Below are 19,197 nucleotides of genomic sequence, written 5' to 3' on the forward strand. Positions count from 1 at the left end.
GTCCATGCCGCCGCACATTCATGGCGCCAGATGCTTCATGAAGAAGGCGGTGATGGCCGCGTACACGCCGGGCAGGCTGCCGCGGTCGAAGCCGGGCGGGTCGTTCAGCAGCTTCGCGGCGCGCTCGGGCAGGTCCGGCGGCTGCGGCGACAGGATCGAGCCGTGGCCGCCCTCCGGCATGTCGGCCACCAGCGTGCAGCCTTGGCATGCGGCACGCACTGCGTCGATGTGCCGGGGCGGCGCCAGCCAGGCGTCCTGACCGGCGCGCACCAGGCCGAGCGGGATGCGGGGCTGCGCCAACGAGGCGGCGTCGACCGGCGCCGCCATCGGCACAGCCGCCACCGCCGCCTTGATGCGCGGCTCGTACCAGCCCTGCAGAGCGGTGTCGTTTGCAAACTTGAAGTGAATGATCCAGCGGGCGATGGTGCGCTTCAACGGGTCGAGCAAACCGCCGTCGAGTTCGGTGAGAAGCCCGACGCAGGTCGGGAAGTCCTCGCTCAGGTGCGCGTCGCAGTGCTTCGACAGCCGGGCCGGCGACCAGCGTGCGCCGGCCAGCGTCAACGCGGTGAGGCCGCCGGCCGACATGCCATAGACGCCGACGTGCTGCAAGTCGAGCAGCGGTGCAAAGCGCGCATCGGCGGCCATCGCGTCGATCGCCTGCGACACCTCCTTGGGCCGGTGCTTCCAGGTGACGGGGCCGACGTCGCGCATGTCGTGCCAGTTGTCGCCGGCGTGTTCGGGCATCGCGACGGTGAAGCCTGCTTTCACCAGTGCCTGTGCCAGGTCGGCCTGCGGCCAGGGCGAACCGCCCGAACCGTGCGACATCACCACCAGGCGGCCGTTGCCGCGCAGCGGCGCCGCGTCGAGCGAGGCATCGATCGAAAAGGGGCCGCGCTGGAGCTTGCCGGCGGCGACCGCGCTGGTGGGATAGAACACCGTCACTGGCCCGCTGTGCAGTGGCGCCGGCAGCACGGTGAGGCCGGTGGCGGCCGAGGCCAGGCCGGCGGCGGTGCCGAGGGCGACCAGCGCCAGCAGGCGCCTGCACCGGCCGTTCACCACGGCTCGCCGCGCGTTGCGGCCAGCTTGGCGCGCTCGCGCTGCACCATGCGCTCCAGCAGATTGCCGCCCGGTGCGAACAGCCAGACCGCCGCCCCGTGCAGCAGCAGGCCCACGCCCCAGCCGAGCAGCGGGAAGACGGCCCAGCCCCGGCCGTGTGCCAACGAGAGGGCGATCAGCCCGAGGTTGACCGCCAGGTACACGGTGGCATGGGCGAACCAGCCCAGCTTGGCCTTGGCGCGGCGGCGGGCGAGCTGGTCGAGTCGAAGTTCTGTGTTGTCGTTGTCCATCACGATCTCCTTGAAAAACTGCGAAGGGCGGGCCGTTTCAAAGGGCGGCCCGACGGCCGGCGATGGCGCTGTCCCGATGGGCCGCCAGCCGCCACAGCCGCAGGCCCCGGCCGGCGAAGACGCCGCTGAAGGCGCCGTACAGCACGCCCGCGCCGAGGGCGAAGCCCAGCTTGCCGGGCAGTGCGGGATGCAGCGCCACCTGCACGCCCACCGCGTACTTGGTAAAGAAGATGCCCATCATCAGCACCAGCGGGACCGCCGTGCCGCCCAGCTCGAAACGGCGCTGCGCCGCCAGGTAGCGGGTGCTGGCAGGCAGCCGGCGCTGCAGCACGAGGGCGCCCGCCGCGAGGGCGCCGACGGCCCAGCCGAGCAGGGCGACCGGTTGGTGGCTGAAGACCGACAGCACGCCATACACCGAGAGCGCGGTCATCGCGACGGGCATCAGCGTGGCGCGGGTCAGGCTGATGCGATGGGACAGCAATTGACGGCTGCCCAGCCAGAGCAGCAGGGCGAACAGGGCGAACACCCACTTGGGCGTGCCGGCGAGGATCTGGATCAGCATGGGAGGCTCCTTGGCGGCGAAGAGGGAAGGGCTGCGTTGAATGGCCGCCACTGTGCCCGCGCGCCGGCACGCGCCACAGCGCCATGCGACGAACTGCCGAGCGCGCGGCGCGAGATGCATTGCGTCGCGACAGGCCGGGACGAATCAGGGCGGGGCGCCCTGGACCCTGGCGGTACGGTCAGGCCGCGTCGGGCGACCGCTGTCGGCCCTGGCCGGCGCCAGCCAGCAGCTGCTGCAGCGGTGCCGGACGCGCGAGGTGGAAGCCCTGGACCAGCGGGCATCCGAGCTCACGCAGCGCTGCAAGCTCCTCGGCGGTCTCCACGCCTTCGGCCACGACCTCGATGTCGAGCGTGCGGCCGAGGCGCACGATCGATTCCACCAGGGCCAGGCGCCCGGCGGTGCCCGGCAGTCCGGCGATGAAGCTGCGGTCGACCTTGACCTGCCGCACGTAGTCGCCGCGCAGCGAGCTCAGCGACGAGTAGCCCACGCCGAAGTCGTCCACCACGATCGCCACGCCGGCGGCGGCCAGCGTCTGGAGTCGATCGCGGGCCGCCTGCGTGTCGAGAGCGAGCTCCTCGGTGATCTCGATCTGCAGCCGGTGGGCGGACACGCCGTGTGCCCGCAGCAGGTCGAGCACCAGGCGATCGACGGCCACCTGCGACATCTCGCGCGGCGACACGTTGATGGCAATCGGAATGCCGTGAAACGGCGGTCCCGCCTCATCGAGGGTGCGCACGGCGTCGAGCGCGAGCCGGACGAGCAGGCGCAGCAGGGCTTCGGCCAGCCCGGTGCGTGCCGCAGCGGCGATCACCTCCTCCGGCGCGATGTAACCGTGGCGCGGATGGTGCCAGCGCATCAGGGCCTCCAGGCTGTGGAGCCGGCCGTCCTCGCTGTGCACGATGGGCTGGTACCACACGGTGACGGCGCGCGATGCCATGGCATCTTCCAGTTCGGCCTCGATGTCCTTGCGCACGGCCAGCCGCAGGCCCAGCGCCGCGTCGAACACGCGCAGCCGGTTGCGGCCGGAGCGCTTCGCGGCCTGCATCGCCTCGTCGGCGAAGCTGACCAGGTCGGCAAATGGGGCCTCGTGCGAGACGGCAATGCCGATGCTCGCGCCCAGGTGGCTGCCCGCCTGCGGACTGGCCGCGTCGATGCCGGCGAGCAGGCGCTCGGCCGTCGTGCGGGCGGTGCCTTCGCCGTCGGCCGTGGCCAGAAAGACGGCGTACTCGTCGCCGCCCCAGCGGCCCAGGACGGCGCCTTGCGCCAGCAGTTCGCGCTCCAGCCAGCGCGCGACGTCCTGCAGCACGCGGTCGCCGGCCACATGCCCGAGGGCGTCGTTGATCGCCTTGAAACCGTCGAGGTTCACCAGCAAGACGGCCCAGGTGCCGCCCGGCGTGGTGGACATCTGCAGCATGGCGGCTTCCGCGATGCCCTCCCGATTGAACAACCCCGTGAGGCGGTCATGGGACAGGCGAAGGGCCAGCTGCTGCGTCGCGGCGGTCGACACGCGGTGTGCCTTCTGCAACTGGACCATGGTGGTGGTCGCCTCGTTCTTCAGCCGGCTGGCTTCGATGAAACCTTCCTGCCCCTGGAGCACGCTGCGCAGCAGCGTCGCGAGGTAGAGCAGCACGGCGCCGGCCAGGATCAGGTGCTCGAACCCTCTCGCGTAGACCAGAGCGCCGATGGCCGACAGAAGGGCCGGCGTGAAGAAGGCGATCGGCACCGGCGCGTACGCGATGCCGTAGGTGACCGAGCCGGCACACAGCCCGCACACCACCATCAGGTAGAAGACGGTTTCGCGCGAGGTGTAGCCTTCGCACAGCAACGGTATCAGCGCCCAGATGCCGCCGGCAACGAACGCGGTCGCGGTCGCGACCCGCAAGCGCCGCTGGGTCGTGCGGCCTTGCTCCGCCAGTGGCGCTGCCGCTTGCCCGCCGGCGAGGGCCACCGGCTGCACCGTCGGCCCGGTTCGCAGGCACAGACCGACGCGCATCCCGTTGACCAGGAGGGACGCAGCCAACCACCAGGCCCCCAGCGTGCCGTGCCCGGACTTCCAGGCCACCCATGCCACCAGCACGCTCAGCACGATGTTGACCGGAATGGCCGAAAGCATGCCGCGGCGGATGGCCGCCCACTGCTCGAGGCGGACCAGGCTCGAGATCTCGCCGGCGAGGGGCGACGTGCGCGAGGTGACGGGCGGGGTGGGTTTCAAGGTGGCGGCCGATAGGGGCACAAATGACTTTACAGGCAACGGGCCGCCCGCTGGCATTGACCGAGGGCCACGCCTGCGGCCGTGCACGAAGGCCGCAGGCGCGTGGCACGCGCCCAGCGGCGTTTATTCCGGCTCGACCGGGTCGCCGACGGGATCGGCATCCTCGTCTTCCTCTTGCATCGCAGCCGCCCAGCGCGCTGCACCGGCCGCAAACGCGGCCTGTGCATTCGGAAAGCTGGCCTCCGAAGCCGAGTGTTCCTCGACGCCAGCGCCTGCCACCGGCCGGAGCAGGAGCCAGTGGTAGGCACCTTCGCGCTCGGGATCCTCGATCACGGTCAGCGCAAGATGCGAAAGCTTCATGCAGCGAGAGCCTACGCGGGCGACGGGCGTTGCCGTGTAGGGCAAGGGCTCGGCCGCCCACGGGCAGTGCGTGGTCGACTCGCCGTGTCAGAAAAAAGGCTGTACGGAGGAGTTGAACCAGGGCGCGTAGTTGCGCTCCGGGTCGACCGTCATGAGGTCGCCGCCGGCCAGCGGATCGGCACTCGGGCGCGCCGTGCCGGCCTTCGCGCTCAGGTTCCGCCCGCGCGCCGTCACTTCGAGCACGGTCGCGCAACCGGTGTACTGCGGAAGATCCCCGTGATCGGTCAGTCCCGGAAGGCGGGCGCGCACCAGGCCCGCCTCGCTCAGCACCCGGACCATGTCGATTTCTTCGGCATCGGCAATCGTCCTCGGCAAGCTGCTGTGGGCCAGGCAGGTGAGCAGGTTGAAGGGCATGGCGGTTCGGCGGAATTCGGGAGGGGGCTGGAAGTTAGCACCGAGTCCTGCGGCTGCGAAGTACCGCGGTCGCATCATTGGTTGTAGTCCTACGCAGGGCCCATCTTCGGATCGGCCGGGTTGCCTAGGCCAGGCGTACGGCTTGCGCGCCGGCTCTCCCCCCAGGTGCAAAACAACTCAGCGTCGGCGGTGGCCGGACCTCCCTGCGCCTACATGGCGTCGCCTGCGGCCGTGCGATAAACATCAGCCCGACCACGAGTGAAATTCCGATGAGTATTCGATACGCCGCAGTCCTGATCGGCGGCTCCACCGGTGCGTTGCCAGCGCTCGAACGGCTGTTGAACGCGCTTCCCGCCGACTTTCCGATCGCCGTTGTCGTCTCGTTGCGTTGCCCCAAGACGGCCGCCGAGGCAACGCCCGAGAAGCTCGGGCGGCACACGCCGCTGGCGGTGCTGCCGGTGCAGGCCGGAACGCCACCGGCGCCCGGCACGGTGTACATCGCACCGGCAGGCCGGCACCCGGTGTTTCGACGCGGCGGCGTTCTGTCGCTGGACGAAACGGCGATCGACAAACCGATCGATGCACTGTTCACCAGCGCGGCCAAATTCCTGGTGCTTCCGGTCATTGCGGTCGTGCTGAGCGGCGAAGACGGCGATGGCGCCGAGGGCCTGATCGCGCTGCGGTCCACGCGCAGTGTCTGCATCGTGCAGAGCCCGACCGACGCGATCATGCCGAGCATGCCCACGCAGGCCCTGCTGAGAGACCACCCCGACCATCTGGTGCTGATCGAGCAGCTCGGTCCGCTGCTCATGCGCATGGTCCGCTAGCCGTCGACGGCGGCAGGGTCCCGGGAAGCGCTTGCGGAAGACGCGGGTCGCCTAGGTCGCGAGCGCTGTCGAGCGTCGTTCGACGATCCGGAAACCGACATCGACGACGGGCCGTGCAACGGCCACCCCGCGGCAGCGGTCCACGATCAATTGGGCGGCGATGACGCCGATGGCTGCGCCGTCCACGTGGACGGTGGTGAGCGATGGGTGCATGTGGGCCGCGAAGTCGGCGTTGCCGAAGCCGCAGACGGCCAGATCTTCCGGCACGCGCAGGCCGCGCCCCAGCGCCTCGGCGATGACGCCTTGCGCCAACTGGTCGGAACTGCAATACACCGCGCGCAGCGCGGGATCCTTGCGCAGCAACTCATCGAGTGCGCGGCGTCCCAGTTCCATGCTGCTCGGCGCCGGGACCACCGCCGTCGGGACGTCACGGCCGATGGTGGCGAGAAAGCCCTCCCGGCGCATGGCGCCGCGCTGGTCATCGCCCGTCGCGATCCCGACCCGCTGCCAGCCCTTGCCGAGGAAGTAGCCGGCGATGGCGCCGCCGACCTTCACGTGCGAGAAACCCACCAGCATGTCGATGGGGCGCTCGCTCAGGTCCCAGGTCTCGACCACCGGAATGCCCACCTTCGCCAGAAGGTCGCGGGCGCGAGGTGACTGCACGAGACCGGTCATCACGATCGCGTCCGGCCGGCGGCTCATCATTGTGGTGAGCAGGGCTTCCTCGCGTGAATGGTCGTAGCCGGTCTGGCCCAGGATGAGCTGGTACCCGGCATCGTCGAGCACGCTGGTCAGGCTCTGGACGGTGGGAAGAAACTGCGCCACGGAGATGGTGGGCACCAGGCACGCCACCATGAGGCTTCGCCTGGACTTCAGGCTGCCCGCGAGCAGGTTGGGGATGTAGCCCGTGGCCTGCACTGCCTGCCGAACCTTCTCGATGGTGCGCACCGACACGACGCCCGGGTTGCTCAGCGCGCGGGAGGCCGTGATCAGCGACACGCCGGCCTCGCGGGCAACGTCGTGGAGCGTGGCGGCTTTGAAGGGGCGGGGCGTGTTCATCTTCAGGGGGCGGCGATCGGGGCCGTATCGCGACGACGTGGCTCGGGAAAACCCCTGAACAACCGCATTGATCGCGCTAAATGACAACGATACCATCGACACACGGACCTGAGCGATTCGAATCGATCGCCCAGCCGTTCCAAGTCATGGGAGGCCTCGAAGACCAACGACAAGAGCCGCGGCCGAAAGTGACAACGTTATCAATCGGAAAAAGCAGGAGACAGACATGCGCCAGACCCCCGTTCATCGCCCACAGGGACACCCCATGAAGCGACTTCTCGCGGCCCTCTCGATCGGCGCCATGTCCCTGGTGTCGCACGCCCAGGGCTGGCCCGACAAGAGCGTGGCCATGGTCGTGCCCTTCCCACCGGGCGGGTCGACCGACCAGGTCGCCCGTGCCATCGCGCCGCGTCTGACGGACAAGTTCAAGCAGTCGTTCCTGGTCGACAACAAGGCCGGCGCCACCGGCACCATCGGCGCCACCTTCGTCAAGCGCGCCGCGCCCGACGGCTACACCTTCCTGGTGACCTCGCTCGGCCCGCTGGTCATCACGCCCCATCTGCTCAAGGGCATGCAGTACGACGCGCTCAAGGATTTCGATCTGATCACCGTGGCGGTGCAGTCGCCCAACGTGCTGGTCGTTCCGACCAACTCGCCGCACAAGTCGGTGGCCGACGTGATCGCCTATGAGAAGGCCAACCCGAAGAAGATGACCTTCGCGTCGGCCGGCAACGGCTCGAGCGACCACCTGACGGCCGAACTCTTCTGGCAGCAGACCGGCACCACCGGCATCCACGTGCCGTACAAGGGCGGCGCACCGGCGCAGACCGACCTGATGGGCGGACAGGTCGACGCGTCCTTCCAGAACATCAACGCGGTGGTGCAGTACATCAAGGGCGGAAAGATGCGCGCGCTGGCCATCACCAGCGCGAAGCGTTCGCCCGTGCTGCCCGACGTGCCGACGCTGGCCGAAGCCGGCGTGAACAACGTCGAGGTCACGTCCTGGCAGGCCGTCGTGGCGCCCAAGGGGCTGCCGCCGGCCGTCCGCGAGAAGGCGCACGCCGCCATCGTCGAAGCGCTGAACGACCCGAAGGTGAAGGAGTCCTTCACGTCGATCGGTTTCGAGGTGGTCGCCAACACGCCGGCCCAGTTCGCCGACTTCCAGCTGAAGGAATACGCGCGCTGGCAGAAGGTGATCGAGACCGGAAAGATCTCCATCGACTGACGGCGGCTCGCGGCCGCGCCCCCTCTTTGTCCCCTCGATCCTCTTGAGAACCGCATGACCTCCGCTTCCTCCGCCGCCAGCGACAGCATCGCCTGGATCCGTCTTTCCTCGTGCTACCTGCCGCTCGCGAACCCCATCAGCGATGCGAAGGTGCTCACGGGCCGCCAGAAGCCGATGACCGAGATCGCGATGCTGTTCGCGGAGATCGAGACGACGGGCGGACACCGCGGGCTGGGCTTCAGCTATTCCAAGCGCGCGGGCGGCCCCGGCCAATTCGCGCACGCCAAGGAAATTGCGCCGGCGCTGATCGGCGAAGACCCGAGCGACATCTCCAGGCTCTGGACCCAGCTGTGCTGGGCCGGCGCATCGGTGGGCCGCAGCGGCATGGCGGTGCAGGCCATCGGTGCCTTCGACGTCGCGCTGTACGACCTGAAGGCGCGCCGCGCCGGTCTGTCGCTGTCGAAGCTGCTGGGCTCGCAACGCGACTCGGTGCGCTGCTACAACACCTCGGGCGGCTTCCTTCACACGCCGATCGAGCAGCTGGTGGTCAATGCCGGTGCCTCGATCGAGCGGGGCATCGGCGGCATCAAGCTCAAGGTCGGCCAGCCCGATCGCGCGCTCGACATCCGGCGCGTGGAGACGGTGCGCAAGCACCTGGGCGATCACGTGCCGATCATGGTCGACGCCAACCAGCAATGGGACCGCCCGACCGCGCAGCGCATGTGCCGCGTGTTCGAGGAATTCAACCTGGTGTGGATCGAGGAGCCGCTCGACGCCTACGACTTCGAGGGCCACGCCGCACTGGCGGCCACCTTCGACACGCCCATCGCCACCGGCGAGATGCTGACCAGCGCCGCCGAACACGGCGAGCTGATCCGCCATCGCGCTGCGGATTACCTCATGCCGGACGCGCCGCGGGTCGGCGGCATCACGCCCTTCCTCAAGATCGCTGCACAGGCCGAGCAGGCCGGGCTCAGCCTCGGCCCCCACTTCGCGATGGAGCTGCACGTGCACCTGGGGGCCGTGTACCAGACGGAACCGTGGGTGGAACACTTCGACTGGCTCGAGCCGCTGTTCAACGAGCGCCTCGAGATCAAGGACGGCCGCATGCTGGTTCCGACCCGACCCGGCTTGGGCCTGAGCCTGAGCGGTCAAGCCAGGCAGTGGACGCGGGAAGCGGTCGAGGTCGGCAAACGGGTGTGACCAGGGGTTGCTTTGAGCCGCAAAAGCCAAGCCCGCCACAAGTAGCGATTTCCTCTTACAAGGTTCGGACCGCCTGCCCTGAAAAATGCGTTGATGTGAAGTTGTCACATCAACCAGAACGGGCACGTGGATGAATGAGGAGCTTTCTCTCCTTCAATGGGGCTTGCGCTTCTTCGGCAGCGAAGGCGGCAGCTTGCTTACTGCGGAGGTGACTTATCGAAACAAGGTGGTCTGTCGCCTCTCGCATCTGGCCGGGGAGATGACCCCGGCGGAGAGCCGTGAGGTGCTCCTGGCCAAGGTCCTGGAATGGATCGCGGATTACCAAGGGCGCGAGCATTCCGGCGACACCGTCTTCGGCGAGATGGCGGTCTAGACGATGCCCTCCACCGACATCGGGCCGCAGCCCAACGACGGGCCGCAGCGGCCGGTCCCCAGGCCCGCCATGCAACGGGCGCTGCTGCGCTACTGGTTTCTCCTGATCGGGGCCGGCGTCGTTGTCGACGCAGTGCTCGCGCTCACCGCCGGCCATTTCACGGAAAGCGTCCTCGCGTACGGCGCCCGATTCTTCTCGATGGAGGTCGGCATGGACTCCTGGGGCCCGATGCTGCGTGCGCTCGCGCATCTCGATGGGCCGGCGCCCGCCGATGTTTACGGCCAGCTGTTTTTCAGGGAACACATCAAGTTCCAGTATCCCCTGACCTCACTGCTGGGCCTCGACCTCCTGGCATCGAATCCGTGCAACTGCGTCAGTCCCGTTCGGGTGATGTGGTTGCTCTCCAAGCTGTCGGTGGTCGGGACCGGCGTGGTTGCGGTGCTTCTGCTGTATGGGGCACATCCGACCCGTCCGGCTGTCGAAGCCGGGTCGCCGTGGGCGCTGCGGCCTTCTCGTGGCGTTCTCTTGCTGGGTGGCATGGCTGCGCTGTTCTTCTATCCCCTGAGCCGGGGCGACCAGCTGGGGCAGATCCAGACGCTGATGACTTTCATGGCGGCCTCGGCATTGCTTGCGCAGCAACGGGGGCGCCCGGTCGCCGCGGGGCTGCTCATCGGCTTTTGTTGCACCATCAAGCCGCAATGGGCCTTCGCCATCCTCTGGGCACTCATGACGCGCCAATGGCGCTTTGCTGCAGCAGCTGCCGCCGTCGTCGCTGCTTTGAGTGCGTGGGCCATGGTGCTGTACGGATGGGAGAACTTTTTCGGGTACCTCCCCGTGCTGAAGTACGTCGCGCTGCACGGCGAGAGCTTCTATGCCAATCAGTCCATCAACGGGCTGCTGAACCGGCTCCTGTCCAACGGGAGCAACCTCCAATGGCTTGGCGATGCCTTCGCGCCTTTCCACCCGGCCGTTTATCTGGCCACCATCCTGACTTCGGTCGCGTTGCTGGCTTCGGTTTTCTTCACCGCCGGCACGACCGTCGGGCGCGCGGAGCCACTGGCACTGGTGGTTGCGACGCTGACCCTTGCTTCCCCGATCGTCTGGGACCATCACTATGGGGTGATGTTGCCCATGCTGGCACTTGTTTTGCCGCGATGGATGGCGCTTGACCGACGACATCGGGGACAGACCGCGGTGCTGACGCTGTCCTATCTGCTGATCGCGGTGAATCTCTCGCCCGTCGTCAACGCCACGGCTGACACTGCCGCGAATTTCTTGCAGTCGTACCAGCTGTTCGGAGGCGTGATGTTGCTGACGCTGTTGCATCGCACCTGCTGGCTCGATCAGGCATCGTCTCGGACCGAGCTGGGCGGGCTCCCCTGTGCGGTTCGCGTCTGATGTCATGAGTGCGCCCATCTCGCCCCGCAGCCGGCCGGACATGGCGGGAAAGGCGGCGGCATTTCGGCTTCATGTCGAGCGGGCCGAGGATGGAAGCTATCACTGGGTGATCAGCAGAGTGGACGGCGTGCGCGTCACGATCGAACTTGCCACTTCATTTGAGGCATACCGAACTTCCAGGGAGGCGCTGCTGCAGGGGGCGGCAGTGCTGGAGGAGCGCACCTCGGCGCAGGGGATCTGGTGAAGACGAGCGCGAAGGCGAAGGCGAGGGATTGAACCGGCATGGCCCGACGTTCGGCGTGCCGTGACGTGGGCGCCGAGGCGCTTCAACGCGGGACGGGAACTCGGACCGCGTTCACCCACTGGGCGCGGCCGGCCCCCATGCCTGCCAGCACCAGCGCCGAGCCGATCGCGCCGAAGAGCCATGCCGATGACTGGAAGCCGCCCGTCCACGCGCGCAACAGACCCACCAGCAACGGCCCGCCCGCGGCGATCAGATAACCCACCCCTTGCGCCATGCCCGACAGGCGTGCCGCGACGTCGGCGTCCGGCGAGCGCATCACGATGAGCGTGAGCGCCAGGGCGAAGGTGCCTCCCTGCGCGACGCCCAGCAGCACCGCCCAGGCCCAGATGCCGGTCGTCGGCGCGAACATGCAAGCCAGCATCGCCGCGACGGTCAGGACCGCCGAGCCGACGGCCAGGCCGACCTGGCTGTGTCGGCGCATTGCAATCCCCGGCACGACCAGACAGGTCGCCACTTGCGTCATGACCGACACCGAGACCACGAACCCGGCCGTCTCGGCCGTCAGCCCGCGCTCGCGCAGGATCGGCGCCAGCCAGCCCATCACGGAGTAGGCCAGGGCGGATTGCAATCCCATGTAGAGCGTTACCTGCCAGGCGAGCGGATCGCGCCACAGGCCCCGAACGACGAAGGCGGATTCGCTCGCGAGCGGCCGGACCGACCAGGCTTGCGGCGCCCACAGCAACGCGCCGAAGATAGCGGGCAAGGCCCACACGGCCAAGGCACCGGCCCACCCCGTGCCCAGGGCGTGCTGCAGCGGCACGGTCAAGCCGGCGCCCGCCGCGGCGCCGCCGCACACCGCCATCGTGTAGCCACCCATCATCGTGGCGGCCCGACCTGCGAATTCGCGCTTGATCAGTGCCGACAGCAAGACATTGCTGACCGCGATACCGATGCCGGCCAGGGCCGAGGCCACGAAGAGAAGCGGGACGTTTCCCAGGCCGCGAAGGGCGGTGCCCAGGGTGATCAGGAACATGCAGGCCGACAGGGCACGCTCCGTTCCCACGCGGCGGCCCAGCCAGGGCGCGAGCATCGCAAAGAGCCCGAGGCAGACGATGGGCAAGGTCGTCAAGGCGCTGGCCGCGGCCGCCGACATCCGGGTCGCGGCGACGATGTCCGGCAGCACCACGGAAAGGCTGGAGAACACCGGCCGCAGGTTGAAGGCGATCAGGATGACGGACAGGCCCAGAAGAAGCCGTCGGTTCCGCGATGGTGCACAGGCGAGGGGAAGGGCCGGGGAAGTGAGACCTGTGGGTTGTCCGAGCGCGCGTTCTGTGTTCAAGGGAAGGTCAGTCTCTGAAACCAGCACCTCGTCTGATGGCCTGCCCGGAGGGGATCGAACCCCCGACAACCTGCTTAGAAGGCAGGTGCTCTATCCAACTGAGCTACGGGCAGCAGGTGCAGGTCGAAGGGCGCGGAGCGCGCCGTCGTTGCGGCGCGGATTTTGCCACGCATGCCGTGGCGGAGCATCAAAGCGAAAAGCCGGTGACGACCTCGCAGTCGTCACCGGCTTTTACTTTTCCATGGTCGGGGCGGTGGGATTCGAACTCACGACCCTCTGCTCCCAAAGCAGATGCGCTACCAGGCTGCGCTACGCCCCGACAAGCCTTCGATTCTAGCCTGTCCGCGGAGGCGATTCCCGGCTTTCGGCAGCTTCAGCGTTTCGCGTACTGCGATTTTCCGAAAAGGATGTCGCGCTCCTTGGCGCCGGTGAGCGGTTTGCGCAGGTCCGCCAGCACCTTCACGCCGCGCTGAACGGCCGGCCTTTCGGCGATGCCGTCGAACCATTTCTGGAGGTGCGGGAAGTCGGTCAGGACGATGCCCTGGTTCTCCCAGCTGCGCAGCCAGGGGAAGATCGCGATGTCGGCGATCGAATAGTCCGGCCCGGCGATGAAGGGGCTCTGCGACAGGCGCTTGTCGATCACGCCGTAGAGGCGCCGCGCCTCGTTGGTGTAGCGCTCGATCGCATACGGCAGTTTCTCCGGCGCGTACAGGCGGAAGTGGTGGGCCTGGCCGAGCATCGGGCCGACGCCGCCCATCTGGAACATCAGCCACTGCAGCACCTCGTAGCGCGCGCGATCGCCCTCGGGCAGAAAGCGACCGGTCTTGCCGGCGAGGTAGACCAGGATGGCACCCGATTCGAAGAGCGAGATCGGCTGGCCGTCCGGCCCGGCCGGGTCGACGATGGCAGGGATCTTGTTGTTGGGGCTGATGGCCAGGAAGTCGGGCGCGAACTGGTTGCCCTTGCCGATGTCGACCGGATGCGCCACGTAAGGGAGGCCGCATTCCTCCAGCAGGATGTGAACCTTGTGGCCATTGGGCGTGGGCCACGAATAGACGTCGATCGGGGCTTGGGGCATCTGGGCAATCCGGCGAAGAGAAAGGGGCCGCCAGCATATACGCGGCGCGCTTTCTTCGCAGGCCGCGACTGGCTTCCAGCCTTCGAACGACCGCCTCAGGCCCTGGCGGTCTTCGCTGCGCCGGCGGCGGCCAGGTGCTGGTGGATCTGGGCCACCACCGCCGCGCCTTCGCCGATGGCGCCGCCCACCCGCTTCACCGAGCCCGAACGCACGTCGCCGACGGCGAAGACGCCCGGCACGCTCGACTCGAGCGGTGCCGCAGGCCGCGCCGGAAAGCCGCCGCTGGCGGCTGCGCCGGTGAGCACGAAGCCGTTGCGGTCGACCGCCACCTCGCAGCCGGCCAGCCACCCGGTCTCGGGCTCGGCGCCCACGAACAGGAAGATGTTGCGTGCCGGGCACTCGTATTGCGCCTGGGTCCGGCGGTGCCGCCAGGTGGCACCCTCCAGGCCGTTGGTAGCGGGGTCGCCATGCAGTTCCACCAGTTCGGTGTACGGATGCAGTTCGATGTTCGGCGTGGCTTCGATGCGGTCGATCAGGTAGCGCGACATGCTGGCCGCCAGCGAGGGCCCGCGCACCAGCACGTTGACCTTCGCGGCCTGCTGCGACAGGAACACCGCCGCCTGGCCGGCCGAGTTGCCGCCGCCGACCAGCGCGACTTCCTGCTTGGCGCAGGTGCGCGCCTCCAACGCCGAGGCCCAGTACCAGATGCCGCGGCCTTCGAATTCGCGCAGTCGCGGCACGTCGGGGCGGCGGTAGCGCGCACCGCTGGCGATCACGATGGTGCGGCCGCGCAGCCGCCGGCCATCGGCCAGCAGCACCGACATCTCGCCGGCCGCCGAGCCGCTGCAATCGAGCGATGAAACTTCCGAAGGGATCAGCATCTCGACACCGAACTTCTGCGCCTGCACATAGGCCCGCCCGGCGAGCGCGCCGCCGGAGATGCCGGTCGGGAAGCCGAGGTAGTTCTCGATGCGCGCGCTGGCGCCGGCCTGCCCGCCATAGGAGCGGCAGTCGAGCACGATGACGCGCAGCCCTTCCGACGCGGCATACACCGCCGTTGCCAGGCCGGCCGGCCCGGCGCCGACCACGACCACGTCGAAGAGGTCGTCGTGCGCGATGCTGTCGATCATGCCGAGGCAGCGGGCCAGCGCGTCTTCGCTGGGGTTCATCAGGACCGAGCCGTTGGGGCAGGCCACCAGCAGCGTCGCTTCGCCGTATTGCTCGAGCAGCGCGGCCGCGTCCGCGTCCTGCGTCGAGTCGACCACCTGGAACGGATGGCCGTTGCGGGTCAGGAAGTTTTGCAGGCGCCGGACGTCGGCGGTGTCGGGCGGCCCCATCAGCACCGGCCCGCTGGCGCCGGCCTCGATCAGCGCCACCCGCCGCAGGATGAGCGCCCGCACCAGGCGCTCGCCGAGGTCCGCCTCGGCGATGATGAGCGCCCGCAACTGCTCCGGCGGCAGCAGCAGCGCCTCGACGTCGGTGCTCGCATGGCCGTCCACCAGCGAGGGCCGGCCCGACAGCTGGGCGATCTCCGCCATGAACTGGCCGGGCTCGTGTTCTGTGATCGGCACCACATGCCCGCGGCCGTCGCGCTGCGTGATGGCAACGTGCCCCTTCAGCAGCACGAACATGCCCAGGCCGGGTTCGCCGGCCCGGAACATGCAGTCGCCGGCGGCATAGCGCTCCAGCGTGCCGAAGCGGCGCATGCGCTGGATGTCATGCTCGCCCAGCACGGGAAACATCTGATGGCGACGGGTTTCGATTTCGACGGTCTGTGGTTCGGCCATGGCAACTCCGGTCGGGATGAACGGCATTAGACCGCGAGGCGCAGCCGTCATGTAACTGCCATCGGAGAGACACGGGACTTTCACCAAGGGTGGGGAGACTCGCTGCAACGACGAAGGGTCCCCATGCAAGAACTGCCCAATCCGATGTTCCCCCTCTCCCAACTGGGCGCGCGCCCGGCGTTCTGGCGGGCACCTCCGTCGACGCGCGTGCCGGTGGCCGTGCCCACCGCCCCGGTGGTGGTGGAGGCGCCGCGTCCGGCGGCGGCACAGGGCATCACGGTCGGCTGGGCCCGCCACCAGGACGACGTGCGCGCCGCGCAGCGCCTGCGCTACGAGGTGTTCGCCAACGAGATGGGCGCCCGGCTCACCACCACGCTCGAGCACCACGACATCGACCTGTTCGACGACTTCTGCGAACACCTGCTGGTGCGCGAAGAAGAAAGCGGCCAGGTGATCGGCACCTACCGCGTGCTGACGCCGGCCCAGGCGCGCCGCATCGGCAGCACTTACAGCGACACCGAATTCGACCTGACTCGGCTGCGCGATCTGCGCGAGCGCATGGTCGAACTCGGCCGCAGCTGCGTGCACCGCGACCACCGCCAGGGCGGCGTGATCCTGGCGCTCTGGGGTGCGCTGGCGGGCTTCATGCACCGCAACCGCCTGGACACCATGATCGGCTGCGCCAGCATCCCGATGATGCACAACGGCGTGAACAGCGGCGATGCGGCGGCCAGCATCTGGCGCCAGCTCTCGGCGACCCACATGGCGCCGATCCAGTACCAGGTGCAGCCGCGGCTGGCCCTGCCGGTGGACCGGCTGGACGGCGCGATGGATGTCGAACCGCCGGCGCTCATCAAGGGCTACCTGCGGCTCGGCGCCAAGGTGCTGGGCGCGCCTGCCTGGGACCCGGACTTCAACACGGCCGACCTGCCGATGCTGATGCGCATCGACGACCTGCCGCCGCGCTACCGGAAGCACTTCCTGGGAAATTGAGCGGCGTCACGGCCGAATGTGACATCGTCACGAAAATGTCATGAGGGCGTTCGACACTGTCATCTGTCCGCCGACAGTACAGCGCGGTGCTCCCGCGACAGAATCACCCACCATGCTCCCTTTCACGGCCACGCCACCGGCCGACACGCCGGCCGTCCCCGAGGCGCCGAGCGCGCCTTCCCTGACGCTGCTCGACCGCGACCACAGCATCCTCGCCTTCAATCGGCGGGTGCTCGACTGGGCGCAACGGCCGGAGGTGCCGCTGATCGAGCGCCTGCGCTACCTGTGCATCGTGTCGTCGAACCTCGACGAATTCTTCGAAGTCCGTGCCGCGCCGCACCTGCTGGCCGCCAGCCTGGGCGAGGCCAAGGGCGATGAGACGGTGGCCTCCTTCGAGCGCCTGTCCGAAGCCGCGCACAGCCTGGTCGACACGCAGTACGCGCTCTACAACGACGCGCTGATGCCGGCCTTCGCCGAGCATGGCGTGCAGATCATCTCGCACGGCGAGCGCAATCCGGCGCAGCGCAAATGGGTGCACGACTACTTCGAGCGCGAGGTGCGGCCGCTGCTGATCCCGGTCGGGCTCGACCCGTCGCACCCCTTCCCGCAGGTGGCGAACAAGTCGCTCAACTTCATCGTGCGTCTGGGCGGCAAGGACGCTTTCGGCCGCGAGAACCCGATCGCGATCCTGAAGGTGCCGCGGGTGCTGCCGCGCTTGATCCGCATGCCGGCCAAGGTGTCGGGCGGCAAGACGCTGTTCGTCGCGCTGTCGAGCATCGTGCGGGCGCACCTCTCGAGCATGTTCCCCGGGCGCGAGGTCGGCGACTTCTCGCAGTTCCGCGCCACGCGGCATTCCGATCTCGCGGTCGACGAGGAAGACGTGAAGAACCTGCGCACCGCCTTGCGCCAGGGGCTGGAGCACCGGCACTATGGCCAGGCGGTGCGGCTCGAGGTGTCGGCCAGTTGCGCCGAGTCGCTCGCGAGCTTTTTGCTGGCGCAGTTCAATTTGCCGCCGCAGTCGCTCTACCGCGTGCATGGGCCGGTGAACCTGGCGCGGCTCACGCAGCTGATCGACCTGCTCGACGAGCCGCAGTTCCAGGCGCTGCGCTTCGCGCCCTACAAGGCGTCGTACCCGGTCACGCTGTCGCCCGGCCAATCGTTCTTCGACCGTTTGCAGCGCGGCGACGTGCTGATCCACCAGCCCTTCGAGAGCTTCGACGGCGTGCTGACCTTCCTGCGCGAGGCCGTGCTCGACCCGCAGGTGCTGGCCATCAAACAGACCATCTACCGCACCGGCACCGACTCCGCCCTGATGGCCCTGTTGCGCGAGGCGGTGCGCCGGGGCAAGGAAGTGACGGTGGTGGTCGAGCTGAAGGCACGCTTCGACGAGGAGGCGAACATCAACTGGGCCGAGATGCTGGAGTCGATCGGCGCGCAGGTGGTGTACGGCGTGGTCGGCCTGAAGACGCACGCCAAGATGCTGTTGGTGACGCGGCGCGAGGGCAAGCGCCTGCAGCGCTACGGCCACCTCTCGACCGGCAACTACAACCCGCGGACCGCAGCGCTCTACACCGACATCAGCCACCTGACGGCCGATCCGCTGCTCACCGCCGACATGGAAGCGGTCTTCGTGCACTTGGCCAGCCAGAGCCGGTTGCCCAAACTCAACCGCATGTGGCTCGCGCCCTTCGACCTGCACCGCAATCTGGTGGCGCAGATCGATGCGCTGGGCGTTGCCGCCGCGCAAGGCGAGCCGACCCGCATCGTCGCCAAGATGAACGCGCTGACCGACGAGGCGCTGGTGCATGCGCTGGTGCGTGCCGGGCAGCAGGGCGTGAAGATCGACCTGATCGTGCGCGGCGCCTGCACCTTGCCGGCGCAAGTGCCGGGTCTGACCGACAACATCCGGGTGCGCTCGGTCATCGGCCGCTTCCTCGAGCATTCGCGCGTCTTCTATTTCCGCAACGGGCCCGACGAAGCGCTCTATCTCTCGAGCGCCGACTGGATGAACCGCAACATGATGCGGCGCGTCGAGCTGGCCTGGCCGGTGACCGACCCGGGCCTGCGCCAGCGCCTGATCGACGAGTGCCTGGTGGCCTACCTGCACGACGGGCAGGACGCCTGGGACCTGGGTGCCGATGGCGTGTACCGCCGCGTCCAGGGAGACACCCATCCGGGCGAAGAGGGCGCATCGCGCCGCATCGAGGCGCACGGGGCGCAGACCGCACTGATGGGCCGCTATGCCTCGCGCGGGTTGGCCACACGCGCTCAATGACTGGAGGACTTTCGCGATGGACTTGATCTTCTGGCGTCATGCCGAGGCCGAGGACTGGACCGAGGGCTGCGACGACATGCAGCGCTCACTGACCGCGCGCGGCGAGAAGCAGGCCAAGCGCATGGCGGGCTGGCTCGACCGCCAGCTGCCGGAGGGCACGCGCATCGTCTGCAGCCCGGCGCGCCGCTGCGAACAGACGGTGCTGGCGCTCGGCCGCAAGTACAAGCTGCGCGACGAACTGGCGCCCGACGCCACGCCCGACGGCCTGTTGGCGGCGGCCGGCTGGCCGAACGGCAAGTCGGTGATGCTGCTGGTCGGGCATCAGCCGGCGCTGGGCCAGTCGATCGCCTTGCTGCTGGGCATGCAGCAGGACAGCTGCCCGGTGCGCAAAGGCTCGGTCTGGTGGATCCGAACGCGCGAGCGCGACGGCGACGTGCAGACCGTCGTCGTCACGGTGCAGGCGCCCGAGTTTCTTTAGTCGGCGCGCCGTACCAGGCGCCCG

The 19,197-nt window shown here is 68.6% G+C and carries 19 protein-coding genes and 2 tRNA genes; 9 read left to right on the plus strand and 12 right to left on the minus strand.

Annotated elements, in window-relative coordinates:
• Positions 1–18 precede the first annotated feature (18 nt).
• The 6 genes from ACSFBE_RS12835 to ACSFBE_RS12860 form a co-directional block, all read right to left on the minus strand.
• Complete coding sequence (locus ACSFBE_RS12835; protein ID WP_435490783.1) at positions 19–1,059, minus strand: alpha/beta hydrolase family protein; 1,041 nt, start codon at positions 1,057–1,059, stop codon at positions 19–21.
• Positions 1,053–1,346 (minus strand): 2TM domain-containing protein, encoded by a 294-nt coding sequence (locus ACSFBE_RS12840; protein WP_435490784.1) that lies wholly within the window; start codon positions 1,344–1,346, stop codon positions 1,053–1,055. The genes ACSFBE_RS12835 and ACSFBE_RS12840 overlap by 7 nt, the downstream gene beginning before the upstream one ends.
• Positions 1,347–1,383: 37 nt before the next feature.
• Positions 1,384–1,908, minus strand: a complete 525-nt coding sequence (locus ACSFBE_RS12845; protein WP_435490785.1) for a DUF6622 family protein — start codon at positions 1,906–1,908, stop codon at positions 1,384–1,386.
• Between the two features lie 178 nt (positions 1,909–2,086).
• A complete protein-coding gene (locus ACSFBE_RS12850) occupies positions 2,087–4,120 on the minus strand; it encodes a putative bifunctional diguanylate cyclase/phosphodiesterase (RefSeq protein WP_435490786.1) in 2,034 nt (677 codons plus the stop codon).
• A gap of 123 nt (positions 4,121–4,243) precedes the next feature.
• On the minus strand, positions 4,244–4,480 hold the full coding sequence (locus ACSFBE_RS12855) for a hypothetical protein (RefSeq protein ID WP_435490787.1): 237 nt from the start codon (positions 4,478–4,480) through the stop codon (positions 4,244–4,246).
• Positions 4,481–4,567: 87 nt separating this feature from the next.
• Positions 4,568–4,894 carry a hypothetical protein gene (locus ACSFBE_RS12860; RefSeq protein WP_435490788.1) on the minus strand — a complete coding sequence of 109 codons (327 nt, stop codon included), beginning with the start codon at positions 4,892–4,894 and terminating at the stop codon, positions 4,568–4,570.
• Positions 4,895–5,163: 269 nt separating this feature from the next.
• On the opposite strand from ACSFBE_RS12860, the gene ACSFBE_RS12865 reads away from it, so the two are divergent.
• On the plus strand, positions 5,164–5,721 hold the full coding sequence (locus ACSFBE_RS12865; protein ID WP_435490789.1) for a chemotaxis protein CheB: 558 nt from the start codon (positions 5,164–5,166) through the stop codon (positions 5,719–5,721).
• A 51-nt stretch (positions 5,722–5,772) separates the two neighbouring features.
• On the opposite strand, the gene ACSFBE_RS12870 is transcribed toward ACSFBE_RS12865, so the two are convergent.
• Entirely contained in the window at positions 5,773–6,780 is a 1,008-nt protein-coding gene (locus ACSFBE_RS12870) for a LacI family DNA-binding transcriptional regulator (RefSeq protein WP_435490790.1), read from the minus strand.
• A 265-nt stretch (positions 6,781–7,045) separates the two neighbouring features.
• Here ACSFBE_RS12870 and ACSFBE_RS12875 point away from each other — a divergent pair, with 265 nt between their 5' ends.
• The 5 genes from ACSFBE_RS12875 to ACSFBE_RS12895 all read left to right on the plus strand — a co-directional run bounded on the left by ACSFBE_RS12875 (position 7,046) and on the right by ACSFBE_RS12895 (position 11,223).
• Positions 7,046–8,005: a Bug family tripartite tricarboxylate transporter substrate binding protein gene (locus ACSFBE_RS12875; protein WP_435490791.1), complete on the plus strand. Its 960-nt coding sequence runs from the start codon at positions 7,046–7,048 to the stop codon at positions 8,003–8,005.
• Positions 8,006–8,059: 54 nt separating this feature from the next.
• Positions 8,060–9,208: an L-talarate/galactarate dehydratase gene (locus ACSFBE_RS12880; protein ID WP_435490792.1), complete on the plus strand. Its 1,149-nt coding sequence runs from the start codon at positions 8,060–8,062 to the stop codon at positions 9,206–9,208.
• A 130-nt stretch (positions 9,209–9,338) separates the two neighbouring features.
• Positions 9,339–9,581 carry a hypothetical protein gene (locus ACSFBE_RS12885; protein ID WP_435490793.1) on the plus strand — a complete coding sequence of 81 codons (243 nt, stop codon included), beginning with the start codon at positions 9,339–9,341 and terminating at the stop codon, positions 9,579–9,581.
• 3 nt (positions 9,582–9,584) lie between these two features.
• Positions 9,585–10,979 carry a glycosyltransferase family 87 protein gene (locus ACSFBE_RS12890; RefSeq protein ID WP_435490794.1) on the plus strand — a complete coding sequence of 465 codons (1,395 nt, stop codon included), beginning with the start codon at positions 9,585–9,587 and terminating at the stop codon, positions 10,977–10,979.
• Between the two features lie 4 nt (positions 10,980–10,983).
• Positions 10,984–11,223, plus strand: coding sequence for a hypothetical protein (locus tag ACSFBE_RS12895; protein ID WP_435490795.1), 240 nt, complete (start codon positions 10,984–10,986; stop codon positions 11,221–11,223).
• An 82-nt stretch (positions 11,224–11,305) separates the two neighbouring features.
• Here ACSFBE_RS12895 and ACSFBE_RS12900 read toward each other — a convergent pair whose 3' ends face one another.
• The 5 genes from ACSFBE_RS12900 to ACSFBE_RS12920 form a co-directional block, all read right to left on the minus strand.
• Positions 11,306–12,562: a CynX/NimT family MFS transporter gene (locus ACSFBE_RS12900; RefSeq protein ID WP_435490796.1), complete on the minus strand. Its 1,257-nt coding sequence runs from the start codon at positions 12,560–12,562 to the stop codon at positions 11,306–11,308.
• Positions 12,563–12,598: 36 nt separating this feature from the next.
• Positions 12,599–12,675 (minus strand) — tRNA-Arg (locus ACSFBE_RS12905).
• Positions 12,676–12,804: 129 nt separating this feature from the next.
• Positions 12,805–12,881, minus strand: a tRNA-Pro gene (locus tag ACSFBE_RS12910).
• A 54-nt stretch (positions 12,882–12,935) separates the two neighbouring features.
• Positions 12,936–13,640 (minus strand): glutathione binding-like protein, encoded by a 705-nt coding sequence (locus ACSFBE_RS12915; protein WP_435490797.1) that lies wholly within the window; start codon positions 13,638–13,640, stop codon positions 12,936–12,938.
• Between the two features lie 95 nt (positions 13,641–13,735).
• Positions 13,736–15,427, minus strand: a complete 1,692-nt coding sequence (locus tag ACSFBE_RS12920) for an FAD-dependent oxidoreductase (protein ID WP_435490798.1) — start codon at positions 15,425–15,427, stop codon at positions 13,736–13,738.
• Positions 15,428–15,550: 123 nt separating this feature from the next.
• Between ACSFBE_RS12920 and ACSFBE_RS12925 the strand changes: the two genes are divergently transcribed.
• The 3 genes from ACSFBE_RS12925 to ACSFBE_RS12935 all read left to right on the plus strand — a co-directional run bounded on the left by ACSFBE_RS12925 (position 15,551) and on the right by ACSFBE_RS12935 (position 19,173).
• Positions 15,551–16,420, plus strand: coding sequence for a GNAT family N-acetyltransferase (locus ACSFBE_RS12925; protein ID WP_435490799.1), 870 nt, complete (start codon positions 15,551–15,553; stop codon positions 16,418–16,420).
• 112 nt (positions 16,421–16,532) lie between these two features.
• The gene (ppk1, locus tag ACSFBE_RS12930; protein WP_435490800.1) at positions 16,533–18,695 is read left to right on the plus strand and encodes a polyphosphate kinase 1; all 2,163 of its coding nucleotides are present in this window, start codon (positions 16,533–16,535) and stop codon (positions 18,693–18,695) included.
• 16 nt (positions 18,696–18,711) lie between these two features.
• On the plus strand, positions 18,712–19,173 hold the full coding sequence (locus ACSFBE_RS12935; RefSeq protein ID WP_435490801.1) for a SixA phosphatase family protein: 462 nt from the start codon (positions 18,712–18,714) through the stop codon (positions 19,171–19,173).
• Positions 19,174–19,197 lie beyond the last annotated feature (24 nt).

The sequence above is a fragment of the Variovorax sucrosi genome (genome assembly GCF_051216635.1).
Taxonomy (GTDB): domain Bacteria; phylum Pseudomonadota; class Gammaproteobacteria; order Burkholderiales; family Burkholderiaceae_C; genus Variovorax.

Excerpts from the sequence above, each read along its gene's own strand:
- ppk1 (WP_435490800.1), top strand. The coding sequence starts at position 16,533 with ATGCTCCCTTTCACGGCCACGCCACCGGCCGACACGCCGGCCGTCCCC.
- ACSFBE_RS12920 (WP_435490798.1), bottom strand. The coding sequence starts at position 15,427 with ATGGCCGAACCACAGACCGTCGAAATCGAAACCCGTCGCCATCAGATG.
- ACSFBE_RS12890 (WP_435490794.1), top strand. The coding sequence starts at position 9,585 with ATGCCCTCCACCGACATCGGGCCGCAGCCCAACGACGGGCCGCAGCGG.
- ACSFBE_RS12875 (WP_435490791.1), top strand. The coding sequence starts at position 7,046 with ATGAAGCGACTTCTCGCGGCCCTCTCGATCGGCGCCATGTCCCTGGTG.
- ACSFBE_RS12860 (WP_435490788.1), bottom strand. The coding sequence starts at position 4,894 with ATGCCCTTCAACCTGCTCACCTGCCTGGCCCACAGCAGCTTGCCGAGG.
- ACSFBE_RS12880 (WP_435490792.1), top strand. The coding sequence starts at position 8,060 with ATGACCTCCGCTTCCTCCGCCGCCAGCGACAGCATCGCCTGGATCCGT.
- ACSFBE_RS12840 (WP_435490784.1), bottom strand. The coding sequence starts at position 1,346 with ATGGACAACGACAACACAGAACTTCGACTCGACCAGCTCGCCCGCCGC.
- ACSFBE_RS12915 (WP_435490797.1), bottom strand. The coding sequence starts at position 13,640 with ATGCCCCAAGCCCCGATCGACGTCTATTCGTGGCCCACGCCCAATGGC.
- ACSFBE_RS12925 (WP_435490799.1), top strand. The coding sequence starts at position 15,551 with ATGCAAGAACTGCCCAATCCGATGTTCCCCCTCTCCCAACTGGGCGCG.
- ACSFBE_RS12865 (WP_435490789.1), top strand. The coding sequence starts at position 5,164 with ATGAGTATTCGATACGCCGCAGTCCTGATCGGCGGCTCCACCGGTGCG.
- ACSFBE_RS12855 (WP_435490787.1), bottom strand. The coding sequence starts at position 4,480 with ATGAAGCTTTCGCATCTTGCGCTGACCGTGATCGAGGATCCCGAGCGC.
- ACSFBE_RS12845 (WP_435490785.1), bottom strand. The coding sequence starts at position 1,908 with ATGCTGATCCAGATCCTCGCCGGCACGCCCAAGTGGGTGTTCGCCCTG.
- ACSFBE_RS12935 (WP_435490801.1), top strand. The coding sequence starts at position 18,712 with ATGGACTTGATCTTCTGGCGTCATGCCGAGGCCGAGGACTGGACCGAG.
- ACSFBE_RS12885 (WP_435490793.1), top strand. The coding sequence starts at position 9,339 with ATGAATGAGGAGCTTTCTCTCCTTCAATGGGGCTTGCGCTTCTTCGGC.
- ACSFBE_RS12870 (WP_435490790.1), bottom strand. The coding sequence starts at position 6,780 with ATGAACACGCCCCGCCCCTTCAAAGCCGCCACGCTCCACGACGTTGCC.
- ACSFBE_RS12895 (WP_435490795.1), top strand. The coding sequence starts at position 10,984 with ATGAGTGCGCCCATCTCGCCCCGCAGCCGGCCGGACATGGCGGGAAAG.